Below are 16,077 nucleotides of genomic sequence, written 5' to 3' on the forward strand. Positions count from 1 at the left end.
AACCAATATAATGTTTATAATATAGGCATTAAGTCGAATTCGTGATGATCATGAAATAATGATCTAAGCGCGGTTAAGCAACATCGATTAGCAGCACGGTTAATTGATGGAAATAAGGGGAGAATCTACGTGAATATCGGGATATTTACAGACACATACTATCCACAAGTGAGTGGGGTCGCAACGTCAATCAAAGTGTTACGCAATCAACTCGAACGGGCTGGTCATCAAGTCTATATCTTTACGACCACGGATCCCCATGTTGATAAGAATATTTATGAACGCAATATTTTTCGGTTTACGAGTATTCCATTTGTTTCGTTCACGGATCGGCGCATCGCCGTTCGCGGGCTTTTTAAGGCTTACCAGGTTGCTAAGGATCTTGGCCTGGATATTGTTCATACGCAGACAGAATTCTCCATGGGGATGATTGGTAAGTTTGTTGCCAAACAATTAAAAGTCCCATGTATCCATACGTACCACACGATGTATGAGGATTATCTACATTATATTGCGAATGGTAAGTTGTTAAAGCCATACCACGTTAAGGAGGCCACACGGGCGTATTGTTATCATCTGAACGGGATTGTAGCACCAAGTGAGCGGGTTGCAAATACACTGACGGGCTACGGCGTTAAAGCGCCAATTCGCATTATTCCGACTGGAATCGACATTAATCAGTACGAGCAGCAGTCGACGGTGGATTATCGGCAAAGACTCGGCTATCAGTCTGATACGCCAGTATTACTTTCCTTGAGTCGTTTGGCCTACGAGAAAAACATTCACGAAGTCATTGCAGCCCTACCGGCGATCTTAGAACAGGTGCCGAATGCCCAACTCCTGATTGTAGGTGATGGTCCGGCACGTGAAACACTGGAAAATCAGGTTCAAGACGCCGGCTTAACGGCGCACGTACAATTTACCGGTGAAATTGATAATGATGAAGTTTATAACTATTACCAGATGGCTGACCTGTTCGTTTCGGCTTCGAACTCAGAATCACAGGGGCTGACGTACATTGAAGCAATGGCTGCGGGCCTTAAAACGGTAGTGGCTGCTAGTCCGTACACGGATCAATTACTTGATGATCCGTCACTGGGGACGACCTTTACAAGTGAGACCGATCTGATCAAGGATGTTGTGCGTTATTTACAACATCCCAATACTTTTAACGATCCCAAGCCACGGCAGAAGAAGCTTTACCAAATTTCCGCAGAGTATTTCGGCAAGCAAGTGATCAACTACTATCAAGACGTACAGCTGGCGTATTCTGAATCAGCGGATAAATCGGCGAATATTAGTAATTAACGTGTGTCAAATCGTCAATGAGCACCGCCAAACCGGGGATGCTTATTCGACGTATGACGCGTAAGGGGACGAATTATGTTAGACATTACCATGTTTTCAAAAGCTGACTCCGTCAAGGGTCAGGGAGTCGGCAGCGCCTATTTAGAATTGATGCGGTTGTTGCGGACCCATTGGCAGGATGAATTTAATATTAAAGTCAATCGATATGGGCGCTCCGCCGTTTCACATTACCATACGGTTAATCCAATGTTTTACCTGTCTACGTTTATGCCTAATCGAGGCCGTAAAATCGGTTACGTGCATTTCTTACCAGAGACGCTCGAGGGTAGCTTGAAGTTGCCACGACCATTCCAAATGATTTTCAATCGTTATTTAATCTCATTTTATAAGCGGATGGACCACATTGTGGTGGTGAACCCGACTTTCATTCCAAAATTGGAAGCATACCATATCAAAAGAGCAGATGTAACGTATATTCCGAATTTTGTCAGCAAACGTGAATTTTACGAAATGACTAAGGCTAAACAGTTGCGCTTGCGCCAACAATACGGCTATGATCAAAATAAATTCATGATTATCGGGACCGGTCAGATTCAGGATCGGAAAGGTGTTCCTGATTTTATTACGCTTGCAAAGCAGAATCCAGATATCCAGTTTGTATGGGCCGGTGGGTTCTCGTTTGGCCGAATTACGGATGGTTATCAGGAGTTGAAGCAGGTGGTGGATAACCCGCCAGCTAATCTGTCGTTTCCAGGCATCGTTCCTCGTGAGAAATTGGTGGACTATTATAATATGGCGGATCTTTTCTTACTGCCTTCTTATAACGAGTTATTTCCGATGTCCGTGTTGGAAGCCTTCAGTTGTGGGACACCAGTATTGCTCCGGGATTTAGATTTGTACCGGGCAATCATTGATGGCTACTATCAAGCAGCCAGTGATGTTGATGATATGCAACGACAGATCGACCAGTTACGCCATAATCCAGCCGGGTTGCAATTCTTGCATGACAAGGCGGTTTTGGCTGCTCAGGATTATTCGGAAGAGCGCCTTGCCAAAGTTTGGCATGATTTTTATTTGCAACAGGCAAAAGAGGGGTAGTCAATGACAAGAAAAAATATCTGGTCATTACTCGTAATGGTTGCGTTAGGCGTCGGTATTTCGTGGTACTCACTGCGCAATGTCAAACTAAGCAATCTAATGGACGATATTCTCACTTTGAATTGGTGGTGGTTATTAGTTGCGTTAGGGTGTGTCGGACTATACTTCGGTCTGGAAGCCGTGGTGGTGCAAAAGTTTGTCAGGCACCGTTATCGGAACTATCGCTTTAAGAGTGCCCTGCGCGTTCCTTTAGCCGAGCAACTATTCAACGGTATCACGCCGTTTTCTTCGGGTGGCCAACCTGCCCAAATCTTCGTGATGGCACAATCAGGGATTGATGCTGGGCGGGCAAGTTCAGTTGCATTGATGAAGTTTGTTGTTTTTCAGGCCATGGTGGTATTGAATTTCTTATTCGCCATGTTAATTGGTTTTCATTACTTAGCTGAAAAGTTAAGTTACCTGTCACTATACGTTTTGTTAGGTTTTCTGATTCACTTTGCGGTGATTGTTGGTCTGTTGCTGGTGATGTACTGGTATAACTTTACAAAACGAGCGGTGAAGATCGTCTTGATCCCGGTCAGCTGGTTTATGAAAGCTGAGCGATTTGCCAAGTTTGAAAACAATATTAGTGAAAAAATCGATTCGTTCTACGAAGAAAGCGTTCGAATGACCAAGGACTGGCGGATGCTGGTCGAAGTTTGTATCGTCACCTTCTTACAGCTACTGTTTTACTACCTGATTCCGTATTTTATTATGCGGGCAATGGGAATCGATGATGTTAATTTGATTATGGTGACTAGTTTGAACGTGTTGATCTTCTTAGTGACATCACTATTCCCGATTCCAGGTGGGGCCGGTGGTGCTGAATTTGGTTTCACGGCGTTGTTTGCTAAGTTCATTCCCAGCCACAGTAAGCTGATTTTAGCGATGCTGATCTGGCGGATCTTAACGTATTATTTAGGACTATTCTTAGGGATGATCGCCATGGCGATGCGGCCTGAAAAAGCAGAAGAAATTCCGATTGCGGCACCTAGCCGGTCGGATTCACAAGAACAGTAATTTTAATGGGCCGACATCATTGTTCGACCCATTTTTCGCGGTTACGAATTAAAGGAAGGTACTATGTTAAAGTTAATCAAACAACGGTTGGTATGGGGACTAGTGTTGACAGCGACAGTCAGCGGGGTGTTGAGCTGCAATGTAGCGGCACACGCGACCAGTAGTAAGGCGGATGAGGTCAAAGCCGCCTACGTGATGGATGCCAAGTCTGGTCAGGTCGTTTATGCGCAGAATGCCGATCAGAAATTACCAATTGCGTCCTTGAGTAAGCTCATGACGCTGTATTTAGTTGAACGGGCCATCGAGCATGGTCAGATCAAGTGGACGGATGCAGTCCCAATTCGCAAAAATGTCCGTAAGATGGCAACCAGTGCAACTTTATCCGTAATGCCGATGCCCGCCAAGGAGACGTTTACGGTTAGGGAGTTATTCGCAGCTACCTTGGTAGGGTCTTCGAATAGTGGTGCCATTGCGCTGGGGGAGTATGTTGCTGGCAGTAATGATAAGTTCATTAAATTAATGAATCAACAAGCATCCAAATGGCATTTGGATGCGAGTTTTATTAGCGCTTCGGGACTTGATAATACTGATTTGAAAAATTACGATTTAAAAATTAAGGGAACCAGCGATCAGGACCAAAATCTGGTGTCAGCAAGGGCTGTGACGACCATTGCGCAACATTTGATTGATGCTTACCCCGATGTTATTCAAGTTGCTAATCAACGTTCAGTCAAAATTCATAAGTATACGGTCCCAACTTCGGTGGAGATCCTGAAGGGCGCCGAGTACTATGATCCCCGCGTGCCAGTCGATGGACTGAAGACCGGTTATACGAATCAGGCCGGTGCTTGCTTAGTCGCTACATACCGGCAGAACGGCCACCGGATGATTGCAACAACACTTGGCGGTGCGTGGCAGTTTACGGCGAACAACAACTTGCGGCTGATGCTCAAAACGACCGAGCAGTATAAACAGGTTGTACCTAAGAGCATCAATTATCAGATTCCGGGGACGCAGACCAAAGTGCGTCTGGTGACGAAGTACAATTCAAAACTGTGGGTGAATAGTAAGCAGCCAATAACGCAGACCAAAATTGCTTTGTGGCCATTACATCGGACAGCGCCAAATTATCTGGCTGCTAATACGGCCGTTCTTAAATTGCGATTGACGGATCCATTGTCAGGAACGACGAAGGAAGTCATTTATCGGACGCCTGAAGCGCTGACGATGCTTGGACCACTTCAATGGGCAACGGCGCCCGCGAAACGGACCACCACGGGCACGTATGCGTTCGCAAAGTGATGCTCGCTTAATAGATCGTGTGATGCTGAAGACAAATAAAGGTGCGCCAACTATCGTAATTTACGAGTAGTTGGCGCACCTTTTTGAGTTGAATCCAATTCAGTCATTGAAATGACTAACAGTGATGAACTAGGACAGTTAGTTGGTGGACTGTCGTTGCTTAGTTGATACAGTTAGCAGGTTCCTGCATATATGCAGTGAGGCGATCCATGGCCTGGTGGAGCTTTTCCATGCTAGCAGCGTAACTTAGACGCACGTAGCCTTCCCCCTCGGCACCAAAACCAGTCCCTGGAATAATCGCGAGCTGATTCTTGCGTGCTAAGTCTTTACAGAATGCCATCGAGTCTTGTTCAAAGCCAGCTGGAATTTTCGCGAAGATATAAAAGGCTCCGGTAGGACGTGCGATTTTGAAACCGAGCTTCGACATCGTTTGATAAACGAAATCACGCCGAGCTTGGTATTCTTGCCGCATTGGTTGCGCATCATCGATTCCGTTGGTGAGGGCTTCAACACCGGCCTTCTGAGCAATCGTGGTTGCTGCAGTGACGTAGTATTGGTGGACTTTTTTAAGTTGGGCCGTCATTTCCTTAGAGGCAAACAGGAAGCCGATTCGCCAGCCAGTCATAGCATGAGACTTCGATAAGCCATTGATCAGGATCACTTCGTCAGGAATGAATTTAGCAATTGAGACGTGGTCGCTACCGTAAGTCAGTTCACTGTAAATTTCATCGGATACGACCCACAAGTTATGGCGATGGAAACAGTCGGCGAGCGCTTTGATTTCATCTTCAACATAGGTGACACCAGTGGGGTTATTCGGGTAGTTTAACACGATTCCCTTGAAGTTCTCGTCAGGATGAGCAGCAATAAAATCGTCGACCATCTTAGGCGTAATGACAAAATCGTTAACGCCTGTATCCATGAAGAGGGGCTTGGCGTGTGCTTCTTGAATGATGGGGATGTACGCTGGAAAGATTGGGGACGGAATGATAATGGCGTCGCCAGGATTACAGATCGTCGTTAATGCAGTTGCGATAGCTTCAGTCGCTCCCACGGTCACTAAGACTTGGTCTTCAGCATCATAGTGGACGCCGTACTTTGTCTCTTGAAAGTGGGCGGCCGCTTGGCGTAGCTCCAACAGACCTGCCATGCCAGTATAGTGGGAGTAGTTGTCATCAATCGCCTTTTTAGCAGCCGCTTTAACGTGCTCAGGCGTGTTGAAATCGGGTTCACCGAGCGTTAACTTGACCATATCAGGTATCGCACTAACTTCTTCGTCAAACTGGCGGATGGTTGAAACTTGAATGTGACTGATGGTTTCATTGAGATCGTCTCTAAATAGTGTCATATATCCGAACTCCTTTAATTTATAAGTTGTTCTAATTTTAGCACAACTTCTCACCGTCTTAGCAGGAAGTTAGGGTATAATTATAAGTGTGAAAATTTGTGGTAAAAATGGGCTTTCTACTAAAAAAACGTGTTATTAGTCCTATTTTTTGCTAGAATGTAAACAAAACTTGAAGGAGCGAGATTAGTATAATGGATAAATCTGAACTATCAGCAATTCTCAAACGACTAGAAGCCATGCGCACAACTGAAGCAACCGAAGTGCAATCACGGCGGTTCGAAAAGGAAGGCGTTCAACGTGGGCAAGTAGCGTATGATCCCGCTACCTCGACGTACACGTTACAAGAATTCAATCCAGACCAAACGTTTGAATTTGATAACATTGACCTCGTGGCAATTGAATTATACGATTTGCTAACGGATAACTAGATTCCCCCAAAATCCAGATAGATTTTCGATAGATCCATATTATGACGCGTTGTAATGTTGAAGAATTTTTGAAGAAATCTTCAAGATATTGCTAACTAGTACGCAACCGTTATAATATGGATTTGTTAATAGCAATAACGGAGGAAGAAATTACCATGCCTAAATTTATAAAAAACACGGTTGGGAAGGTCAACACAACGTTGGGCTTTTACCTCCTAACCGTGGTCTTATTTTGGCTAAAGACATATATCGCTTATAAGAGCGAGTTTACTTTAGGGGTTAAGGGACCCGTTCAGGAATTTATCTTGTTCTTGAATCCATTTCCGACAGCGATCGTGCTGCTCGGTATTGCCCTATATTTCCGTGGTCGCTTAAAGTATTGGATTATGATGATCATTGACGCCCTACAGACGACGTGGTTATTTGCCAATATCTTGTATTACCGGGAATTCTCTGATTTCATGTCGGCGGGGGTAATTAAGAGTTCCGGTGCTGCTAGTAATAACCTCGGAAAGAGTTTGGGACAGATCATTCATGGAACCGACTTCCTAGTTTATGCAGATGTCGTGTTGCTGATTCTGTTATTAGCCTTCAAGGTCATTCGGATCGATCCACGGCCTTTCAAAATTCGGTATGCTGCAACACTGACCATGATTGGGGTGGCGTTGTTTGCTGTTGACCTCGGCATGTCTGAACATGACCGTTCAGATTTATTGACGCGGACTTTTGATAACAACTACATCGTTAAGTACTTGGGACTCAACACATATGCAGGGTATAGCTTCTATCAGACCGAAAAGGAAAGTGCGACGCGCGCCCAAGCAAGTAGTAGTGATATGAAGAGTGTGCTAGCCTACCTCAAGAAAAACCAGGCTGGCGAGAACGTCAAATACTTTGGTAAAGCGAAGGGCAAGAACGTCTTCGTGATTCATTTGGAAAGTTTCCAGCAATTTTTAATTGATTATAAGGTCGATGGTAAGGAAGTTACCCCGAACCTGAACAAGTTCTATCATGATAAGAGTACTTTGAGTTTTGATAATTTCTACCATCAAGTGGCGCAAGGGAAGACCTCTGATGCTGAAATGATGATGGAAAACTCCTTGTTTGGTTTACCAACCGGGTCAGCGATGACGCAGTATGGGACGTCGAATACGTTCCAGGCAGCGCCAGCAATCCTGTCACAAAAGGGCTATACGACTGCGGCTTTCCACGGTGATGTGGCTAGTTTCTGGAATCGGGATAACGCGTATAAGTCGTGGGGGTATAACTACTTCTTCTACTCTTCTTACTATAAAGAGAAGTCAGACTACAATATTGGTTATGGCTTGAAGGATAAAATCTTCTTCAAAGACTCTGTTAAGTATTTGGAGCAATTACCACAACCATTCTACGCAAAGCTGATTACGTTGACGAACCACTATCCATACGAATTGGATAAGAAGAACCAGTCGATCGATAAGACGACGACCGGGGATTCAACCGTTGATGGCTACGTTCAAACGGCCCATTATCTTGATCAAGCCTTTGCCGAATTCATTAGTTACTTGAAGAAGGCCGGCTTATATAAGAATAGTATGATTGTGCTTTATGGAGATCATTATGGGATTTCAAACAACCATAAGGCTGCCATTGCACAGTTATTGGGTAAAAAGTCGGTAACGAGTTTCGACTTGGCTCAATTCCAGAAAGTACCATTTATGATTCATTCTGAAGGAATCAAGGGTGGTATTAACCACACGTATGGTGGTGAAATTGATGCGTTGCCAACGATTTTTGACCTGTTAGGGATCAAGAACAAGGGTTACATCCAGTTCGGAACGGACTTACTGTCGAAACAGCATAACCAGACAGTGGCTTTCCGGAACGGGGATTTTGTCTCACCGACATATACGAAGATCAGTGGGACAGTCTATGATTCGAAGACCGGTAAGAAGCTAACGGATATGACGACGAAGCAGAAGGATACTGTCAAACAGATGCAAAATCATGTGACGACGGAACTCTCACTCTCTGATCGGGTCATCCAGGGTGACTTACTACGGTTCTACACGCCTAAGGGCTTTAAGAAGGTCAATAAGTCGGACTATAGTTATAAGCTGACTAAGACCCTCAAATCATTGAAAGAGATCCAAGCTGAGAAGAAGACGAGTGTTCTCTCGAAGCATAAGGGCAAATCAACGGAGAGTCTGTATAAGACGGATGCACCAGAACTGTCTAGCTCAAGTGACAGTAGTAGTAGTTCAAGCAGTAGTTCTGATTAATCGAACTCGTATCAACTAAGGGATAACGCTGACGGCGTTATCCCTTTTTGGTTGCGGAAGTAAGCTGTCACTTGTTTTGACCACAGCGCGGTACACTATTATTAAGCCGATTGTTGCGCAGTGTGAATTGACACTGATGGTGAACGATGAAGTATTACCAATTTTGGAGTCCCAAGTAAATGCAAAGTTGGAATGGTAGGCGCGTCGCGGATGTTGTGAACCGATAAAGTACGGTGATGAGGTGGGGAATGCTGACTGATTGGTTGTCTTGATTTGGTAGATTGTCAGCGAAATAATATTCATTATGCTAGCGTTGGTTTACTTTGAAAAACAGTCGTTGAAAATTAAAGGGAGATTTATTGAACTTTTGCTTGCTATCTTAATAAAAACCCCGTAAAATATAGTCTATTGCGACATTAATCGGTGTTTAAAACTTTTCTGAAATTAATTCATAAAAAGGGTTGACCCGGGTCGTTATTCTTGGTATTATATTTCTTGTCGTTAAGAGCGATATGCAACATTACTCATTATTATGAATATTCAAATTGATGTGAGCATTTACATTGAATAGTTATTCAAAATAATTTATAAAAAGATGTTGACAGCTTGTTCTGATGATGATAAACTTTAATAGTTGCGTTGAGGTAATCAACGAACGATTTAGACCTTTGAAAACTGAACAAAGTTTCGACGAATCAAATGTGTAGGGTCTCTTGATTTTGAATCAAGAGCAAAACATTTGCGAAGTCAATTCGCTAGCAAATAAATTTTAGTACAACATTAAATGAGCTTTTTAGAACTCATCATTAATTTGAGAGTTTGATCCTGGCTCAGGACGAACGCTGGCGGCGTGCCTAATACATGCAAGTCGAACGAACTCTGGTATTGATTGGTGCTTGCATCATGATTTACATTTGAGTGAGTGGCGAACTGGTGAGTAACACGTGGGAAACCTGCCCAGAAGCGGGGGATAACACCTGGAAACAGATGCTAATACCGCATAACAACTTGGACCGCATGGTCCGAGCTTGAAAGATGGCTTCGGCTATCACTTTTGGATGGTCCCGCGGCGTATTAGCTAGATGGTGGGGTAACGGCTCACCATGGCAATGATACGTAGCCGACCTGAGAGGGTAATCGGCCACATTGGGACTGAGACACGGCCCAAACTCCTACGGGAGGCAGCAGTAGGGAATCTTCCACAATGGACGAAAGTCTGATGGAGCAACGCCGCGTGAGTGAAGAAGGGTTTCGGCTCGTAAAACTCTGTTGTTAAAGAAGAACATATCTGAGAGTAACTGTTCAGGTATTGACGGTATTTAACCAGAAAGCCACGGCTAACTACGTGCCAGCAGCCGCGGTAATACGTAGGTGGCAAGCGTTGTCCGGATTTATTGGGCGTAAAGCGAGCGCAGGCGGTTTTTTAAGTCTGATGTGAAAGCCTTCGGCTCAACCGAAGAAGTGCATCGGAAACTGGGAAACTTGAGTGCAGAAGAGGACAGTGGAACTCCATGTGTAGCGGTGAAATGCGTAGATATATGGAAGAACACCAGTGGCGAAGGCGGCTGTCTGGTCTGTAACTGACGCTGAGGCTCGAAAGTATGGGTAGCAAACAGGATTAGATACCCTGGTAGTCCATACCGTAAACGATGAATGCTAAGTGTTGGAGGGTTTCCGCCCTTCAGTGCTGCAGCTAACGCATTAAGCATTCCGCCTGGGGAGTACGGCCGCAAGGCTGAAACTCAAAGGAATTGACGGGGGCCCGCACAAGCGGTGGAGCATGTGGTTTAATTCGAAGCTACGCGAAGAACCTTACCAGGTCTTGACATACTATGCAAATCTAAGAGATTAGACGTTCCCTTCGGGGACATGGATACAGGTGGTGCATGGTTGTCGTCAGCTCGTGTCGTGAGATGTTGGGTTAAGTCCCGCAACGAGCGCAACCCTTATTATCAGTTGCCAGCATTAAGTTGGGCACTCTGGTGAGACTGCCGGTGACAAACCGGAGGAAGGTGGGGATGACGTCAAATCATCATGCCCCTTATGACCTGGGCTACACACGTGCTACAATGGATGGTACAACGAGTTGCGAACTCGCGAGAGTAAGCTAATCTCTTAAAGCCATTCTCAGTTCGGATTGTAGGCTGCAACTCGCCTACATGAAGTCGGAATCGCTAGTAATCGCGGATCAGCATGCCGCGGTGAATACGTTCCCGGGCCTTGTACACACCGCCCGTCACACCATGAGAGTTTGTAACACCCAAAGTCGGTGGGGTAACCTTTTAGGAACCAGCCGCCTAAGGTGGGACAGATGATTAGGGTGAAGTCGTAACAAGGTAGCCGTAGGAGAACCTGCGGCTGGATCACCTCCTTTCTAAGGAATATTACGGAAACCTACACACGCGTCGAAACTTTGTTTAGTTTTGAGAGGTCTAACTCTCAATTTAATAAGCGTTTTTTGGGCCTATAGCTCAGCTGGTTTAGAGCGCACGCCTGATAAGCGTGAGGTCGATGGTTCAAGTCCATTTAGGCCCATTGGAACCGAACCAGTTGGTTCCATAAGTTGAATACCTCATGGGGAATTAGCTCAGCTGGGAGAGCACCTGCTTTGCAAGCAGGGGGTCAGCGGTTCGATCCCGCTATTCTCCATTGACGACGTTAGTCGTCATTGAAACTTGTTCTTTGAAAACTAGATAATATCAAATATATTTTTTCATAATGAAACCGAGAACACCGCGTTTTTTGAGTTTTTTATTGAAGTTTAATTATCGCTAAACTCATTAATCGCATTTACCGTTAGGTAAATGAGGTTAAGTTAACAAGGGCGCATGGTGAATGCCTTGGCACTAGGAGCCGATGAAGGACGGGACTAACACCGATATGCTTCGGGGAGCTGTACGTAAGCTATGATCCGGAGATTTCCGAATGGGGCAACCCAGCAGTTTTAATCAACTGTTACCACTAGATGAATTCATAGTCTAGTTGGAGGTAAACGCTGTGAACTGAAACATCTCATTAGCAGCAGGAATATAAAGAAATTTCGATTCCCTAAGTAGCGGCGAGCGAACGGGGAACAGCCCAAACCAAAGTGCTTGCACTTTGGGGTTGTAGGACTGAACATTTGAGTTACCAAAGAACTTGATAGTCGAAGGATTTGGGAAAATCCGCCATAGATGGTGATAGCCCAGTAGATTAAATCAAATTCTCTCAGTTCAGGATCCTGAGTACGGCGGAACACGTGAAATTCCGTCGGAATCCGGGAGGACCATCTCCCAAGGCTAAATACTACCTAGTGACCGATAGTGAACCAGTACCGTGAGGGAAAGGTGAAAAGCACCCCGGGAGGGGAGTGAAATAGTTCCTGAAACCATGTGCCTACAATAAGTCAGAGCGCGTTAATGCGTGATGGCGTGCCTTTTGTAGAATGAACCGGCGAGTTATGATCCCGTGCAAGGTTAAGACTAAAAAGTCGGAGCCGTAGCGAAAGCGAGTCTGAAATGGGCGTTTTGAGTACGAGGTTATAGACCCGAAACCAGGTGACCTATCCATGTCCAGGTTGAAGGTGCGGTAAAACGCACTGGAGGACCGAACCCGTGTAAGTTGAAAATTGCTGGGATGAGGTGTGGATAGCGGTGAAATTCCAAACGAACTTGGAGATAGCTGGTTCTCTCCGAAATAGCTTTAGGGCTAGCCTCGGAATTAGGATCATGGAGGTAGAGCACTATTTGGACTAGGGGCCCGTCTTGGGTTACTGAATTCAGATAAACTCCGAATGCCATTGATTCATATCCGGGAGTCAGACGATGAGTGATAAGATCCACCGTCGAAAGGGGAACAGCCCAGACCATCAGTTAAGGTCCCTAAATGTATGCTAAGTGGAAAAGGATGTGGAGTTGCATAGACAACTAGGATGTTGGCTCAGAAGCAGCCACCATTTAAAGAGTGCGTAATAGCTCACTAGTCGAGTGATCCTGCGCCGAAAATGTACCGGGGCTAAGCATACTACCGAAACCATGGATGCGACCATTAGGTCGCGTGATAGGAGAGCGTTCTAAGGGCGGTGAAGCAAGATCGTGAGGACTTGTGGAGCGCTTAGAAGTGAGAATGCCGGTATGAGTAGCGAAAGATAGGTGAGAATCCTATCCACCGAATGACTAAGGTTTCCTGGGGAAGGCTCGTCCTCCCAGGGTTAGTCGGGACCTAAGTCGAGGCCGAGAGGCGTAGACGATGGATAACAGGTTGAGATTCCTGTACTAGTTAAGTGCGTTTGAGCAATGGAGGGACGCAGGAGGCTAAGATGTGCATTCTGTTGGATTAGAATGTCCAAGCAGTAAGTCTTGTGAAGAGTCAAATGCTTTTCACTTTAAGGACAAGCTGTGATGGGGAGCGAAATTTAGTAGCGAAGCGTCTGATGTCACACTGCCGAGAAAAGCTTCTAGTGAGTACTTAACTACCCGTACCGCAAACCGACACAGGTAGTCGAGGAGAGAATCCTAAGGTGAGCGAGTGAACTCTCGTTAAGGAACTCGGCAAAATGACCCCGTAACTTCGGGAGAAGGGGTGCTGATCGCAAGATCAGCCGCAGTGAATAGGCCCAGGCGACTGTTTATCAAAAACACAGGTCTCTGCAAAATCGTAAGATGACGTATAGGGGCTGACGCCTGCCCGGTGCTGGAAGGTTAAAAGGATGGGTTAGCTTCGGCGAAGCTCAGAATTGAAGCCCCAGTAAACGGCGGCCGTAACTATAACGGTCCTAAGGTAGCGAAATTCCTTGTCGGGTAAGTTCCGACCCGCACGAAAGGCGTAACGATCTGGGCACTGTCTCAACGAGAGACTCGGTGAAATTATATTGTCCGTGAAGATGCGGACTACCCGCGACAGGACGGAAAGACCCCATGGAGCTTTACTGTAGCTTGATATTGAGTGTTTGTACAGCTTGTACAGGATAGGTAGGAGCCATAGAAACCGGAACGCTAGTTTCGGTGGAGGCGTTGGTGGGATACTACCCTCGCTGTATGACCACTCTAACCCGCACCACTAATCGTGGTGGGAGACAGTGTCAGGTGGGCAGTTTGACTGGGGCGGTCGCCTCCTAAAAAGTAACGGAGGCGCCCAAAGGTTCCCTCAGAATGGTTGGAAATCATTCGCAGAGTGTAAAGGCACAAGGGAGCTTGACTGCGAGACAGACAGGTCGAGCAGGGACGAAAGTCGGGCTTAGTGATCCGGTGGTACCGTATGGAAGGGCCATCGCTCAACGGATAAAAGCTACCCTGGGGATAACAGGCTTATCTCCCCCAAGAGTCCACATCGACGGGGAGGTTTGGCACCTCGATGTCGGCTCATCGCATCCTGGGGCTGTAGTCGGTCCCAAGGGTTGGGCTGTTCGCCCATTAAAGCGGTACGCGAGCTGGGTTCAGAACGTCGTGAGACAGTTCGGTCCCTATCCGTCGCGGGCGTAGGAAATTTGAGAGGACCTGTCCTTAGTACGAGAGGACCGGGATGGACATACCTCTGGTGTACCAGTTGTGCCGCCAGGCGCATCGCTGGGTAGCTACGTATGGATGTGATAAACGCTGAAAGCATCTAAGTGTGAAACACACCTCGAGATGAGATTTCCCATTCCTTTATGGAAGTAAGACCCCTGAAAGATGATCAGGTAGATAGGTTAGAAGTGGCAGTGCGGTGACGCATGAAGCGGACTAATACTAATCGGTCGAGGACTTAACCAAGTAATTGGTGTTCCGGTGCATATGAAGATATTTGATATTAGCTAGTTTTGAGAGCACAAGTTTCTCAATAGTGTGGTGACGATGGCGAGAAGGATACACCTGTTCCCATGTCGAACACAGAAGTTAAGCTTCTTAGCGCCGAGAGTAGTTGGGGGATCGCTCCCTGCGAGGGTAGGACGTTGCCATGCGATTATTCCGACATAGCTCAGTTGGTAGAGCGCTTGACTGTTAATCAAGATGTCGACGGTTCGAGCCCGCCTGTCGGAGTTATCTACGGTAAGCCATGGAGAGTTGTCCGAGTGGCTGAAGGAGCAGCATTGGAAATGCTGTAAACGGGTTATACCTGTTTCAAGGGTTCGAATCCCTTACTCTCCGTTAGTTAGATATAATAAATATGACCCCTTGGTCAAGTGGTTTAAGACACTGCCCTTTCACGGCAGTAACATGGGTTCGAATCCCGTAGGGGTCATTATGGAGGATTAGCTCAGTTGGGAGAGCGTCTGCCTTACAAGCAGAGGGTCACAGGTTCGAGCCCTGTATCCTCCATCTGATGAGAGTTACTCATCAATAATTTAATAGACTCCATCATGAAGAATGATATGGCTCGGTAGCTCAGTCGGTAGAGCAATGGATTGAAGCTCCATGTGTCGGCGGTTCGATTCCGTCCCGCGCCATTTATGGAGGGGTAGCGAAATCTGGCTAAACGCGGCGGACTGTAAATCCGCTCCTTCGGGTTCGGTGGTTCGAATCCACTCCCCTCCATTCTTTATAGGGATATAGTTTAATGGTAGAACAACGGTCTCCAAAACCGTCGGTGTGGGTTCAACTCCTACTATCCCTGCCATGATGGCGGTAGTGGCGAAGTGGTTAACGCACCGGATTGTGGCTCCGGCACGCGTGGGTTCGATTCCCACCTACCGCCCTTTGATTGGGTTATAGCCAAGTGGTAAGGCAATGGACTTTGACTCCATCATGCGCTGGTTCGAATCCAGCTAACCCAGTTGGGTTTGGGCAATAAATGATGGCGGTATAGCCAAGTGGTAAGGCAGAGGTCTGCAAAACCTTCATCACCGGTTCAAATCCGGTTACCGCCTTTCCTGAAAAGGTTATAATCCTGATCAGATTTATGTTCCATCTAGTTATTATTTTGCCGGCGTGGCGGAATTGGCAGACGCGCTGGACTCAAAATCCAGTTCCCGTTGAGGGAGTATCGGTTCGACCCCGATCGCCGGTACTAAGAGGTTTTCAGGAAGCTCTAAGTACCTTTAAGAAGTCGTTATATCGTTGATATAACGGCTTTTTTGTATTCTTAGAATCATGCGAAAATAGGCAAAATGATTTTTGGGTGAATTTTCCAATTGCAAAGAATAAATTTACAATATTAGCATTGCATGAATATGAACGTAGAAATAGTCTCGTAAGCATCGAAAAGCCCTGTATTAGCATAAATCATGCTAACATAGGGCTTTTCATATTATGGTAGGTCTTTAAAACGAATCCATCCATCTAAAACTTGCTCGTTGCACTCGGTGATAACTGAAGTA

General features: G+C 46.0%; 7 protein-coding genes, 13 tRNA genes and 3 rRNA genes. 22 read left to right on the top strand and 1 reads right to left on the bottom strand.

Annotation, left to right across the window (positions count from 1 at the left end; all coding sequences use genetic code 11):
- The first annotated feature begins 129 nt into the window (after positions 1–129).
- From E5260_RS05605 to E5260_RS05620, 4 genes are all read left to right on the top strand, one after another.
- On the top strand, positions 130–1,308 hold the full coding sequence (locus E5260_RS05605; protein WP_003643292.1) for a glycosyltransferase family 4 protein: 1,179 nt from the start codon (positions 130–132) through the stop codon (positions 1,306–1,308).
- A 75-nt stretch (positions 1,309–1,383) separates the two neighbouring features.
- Complete coding sequence (locus E5260_RS05610) at positions 1,384–2,406, top strand: glycosyltransferase family 4 protein (RefSeq protein WP_003643293.1); 1,023 nt, start codon at positions 1,384–1,386, stop codon at positions 2,404–2,406.
- Positions 2,407–2,409: 3 nt separating this feature from the next.
- Positions 2,410–3,465, top strand: a complete 1,056-nt coding sequence (locus E5260_RS05615) for a lysylphosphatidylglycerol synthase transmembrane domain-containing protein (protein ID WP_003643294.1) — start codon at positions 2,410–2,412, stop codon at positions 3,463–3,465.
- A 63-nt stretch (positions 3,466–3,528) separates the two neighbouring features.
- Positions 3,529–4,767, top strand: a complete 1,239-nt coding sequence (locus E5260_RS05620; protein WP_003643295.1) for a D-alanyl-D-alanine carboxypeptidase family protein — start codon at positions 3,529–3,531, stop codon at positions 4,765–4,767.
- Positions 4,768–4,927: 160 nt separating this feature from the next.
- Here the strand turns inward: E5260_RS05620 and E5260_RS05625 are convergent, their stop codons facing one another.
- Complete coding sequence (locus E5260_RS05625; protein WP_003643296.1) at positions 4,928–6,115, bottom strand: pyridoxal phosphate-dependent aminotransferase; 1,188 nt, start codon at positions 6,113–6,115, stop codon at positions 4,928–4,930.
- A 191-nt stretch (positions 6,116–6,306) separates the two neighbouring features.
- Here E5260_RS05625 and E5260_RS05630 point away from each other — a divergent pair, with 191 nt between their 5' ends.
- The 18 genes from E5260_RS05630 (at position 6,307) to E5260_RS05715 (ending at position 15,767) form a co-directional block, all read left to right on the top strand.
- Positions 6,307–6,543: a YkuJ family protein gene (locus E5260_RS05630; protein ID WP_003643297.1), complete on the top strand. Its 237-nt coding sequence runs from the start codon at positions 6,307–6,309 to the stop codon at positions 6,541–6,543.
- Positions 6,544–6,698: 155 nt separating this feature from the next.
- On the top strand, positions 6,699–8,804 hold the full coding sequence (locus tag E5260_RS05635; protein WP_003644210.1) for an LTA synthase family protein: 2,106 nt from the start codon (positions 6,699–6,701) through the stop codon (positions 8,802–8,804).
- Between the two features lie 807 nt (positions 8,805–9,611).
- A 16S ribosomal RNA gene (locus E5260_RS05640) occupies positions 9,612–11,178 on the top strand.
- An 86-nt stretch (positions 11,179–11,264) separates the two neighbouring features.
- Positions 11,265–11,339: transfer RNA gene (locus tag E5260_RS05645), tRNA-Ile, on the top strand.
- A gap of 41 nt (positions 11,340–11,380) precedes the next feature.
- Positions 11,381–11,453 (top strand) — tRNA-Ala (locus E5260_RS05650).
- A gap of 159 nt (positions 11,454–11,612) precedes the next feature.
- Positions 11,613–14,533, top strand: a 23S ribosomal RNA gene (locus tag E5260_RS05655).
- 71 nt (positions 14,534–14,604) lie between these two features.
- Positions 14,605–14,721: ribosomal RNA gene (rrf, locus tag E5260_RS05660) — 5S ribosomal RNA — on the top strand.
- Together the 16S, 23S and 5S rRNA genes with 13 tRNA genes alongside form the textbook arrangement of a ribosomal RNA operon.
- A 6-nt stretch (positions 14,722–14,727) precedes the next feature.
- Positions 14,728–14,800, top strand: a tRNA-Asn gene (locus E5260_RS05665).
- A gap of 18 nt (positions 14,801–14,818) precedes the next feature.
- Positions 14,819–14,908: transfer RNA gene (locus tag E5260_RS05670), tRNA-Ser, on the top strand.
- A 21-nt stretch (positions 14,909–14,929) separates the two neighbouring features.
- A tRNA-Glu gene (locus tag E5260_RS05675) sits at positions 14,930–15,002 on the top strand.
- Between the two features lie 4 nt (positions 15,003–15,006).
- A tRNA-Val gene (locus E5260_RS05680) sits at positions 15,007–15,079 on the top strand.
- A gap of 55 nt (positions 15,080–15,134) precedes the next feature.
- Positions 15,135–15,207: transfer RNA gene (locus E5260_RS05685), tRNA-Phe, on the top strand.
- A gap of 5 nt (positions 15,208–15,212) precedes the next feature.
- Positions 15,213–15,295, top strand: a tRNA-Tyr gene (locus E5260_RS05690).
- Between the two features lie 8 nt (positions 15,296–15,303).
- A tRNA-Trp gene (locus E5260_RS05695) sits at positions 15,304–15,377 on the top strand.
- Between the two features lie 5 nt (positions 15,378–15,382).
- A tRNA-His gene (locus tag E5260_RS05700) sits at positions 15,383–15,455 on the top strand.
- A gap of 7 nt (positions 15,456–15,462) precedes the next feature.
- Positions 15,463–15,534, top strand: a tRNA-Gln gene (locus E5260_RS05705).
- Between the two features lie 22 nt (positions 15,535–15,556).
- Positions 15,557–15,627: transfer RNA gene (locus tag E5260_RS05710), tRNA-Cys, on the top strand.
- 55 nt (positions 15,628–15,682) lie between these two features.
- Positions 15,683–15,767, top strand: a tRNA-Leu gene (locus E5260_RS05715).
- Positions 15,768–16,077 lie beyond the last annotated feature (310 nt).

This window comes from Lactiplantibacillus plantarum, assembly GCF_014131735.1.
In the GTDB taxonomy this organism is placed as follows: Bacteria; Bacillota; Bacilli; order Lactobacillales; family Lactobacillaceae; genus Lactiplantibacillus; species Lactiplantibacillus plantarum.

Coding starts and splice junctions, on each gene's coding strand:
- E5260_RS05635 (WP_003644210.1), top strand. CDS start 6,699: ATGCCTAAATTTATAAAAAACACGGTTGGGAAGGTCAACACAACGTTG.
- E5260_RS05620 (WP_003643295.1), top strand. CDS start 3,529: ATGTTAAAGTTAATCAAACAACGGTTGGTATGGGGACTAGTGTTGACA.
- E5260_RS05625 (WP_003643296.1), bottom strand. CDS start 6,115: ATGACACTATTTAGAGACGATCTCAATGAAACCATCAGTCACATTCAA.
- E5260_RS05630 (WP_003643297.1), top strand. CDS start 6,307: ATGGATAAATCTGAACTATCAGCAATTCTCAAACGACTAGAAGCCATG.
- E5260_RS05615 (WP_003643294.1), top strand. CDS start 2,410: ATGACAAGAAAAAATATCTGGTCATTACTCGTAATGGTTGCGTTAGGC.
- E5260_RS05610 (WP_003643293.1), top strand. CDS start 1,384: ATGTTAGACATTACCATGTTTTCAAAAGCTGACTCCGTCAAGGGTCAG.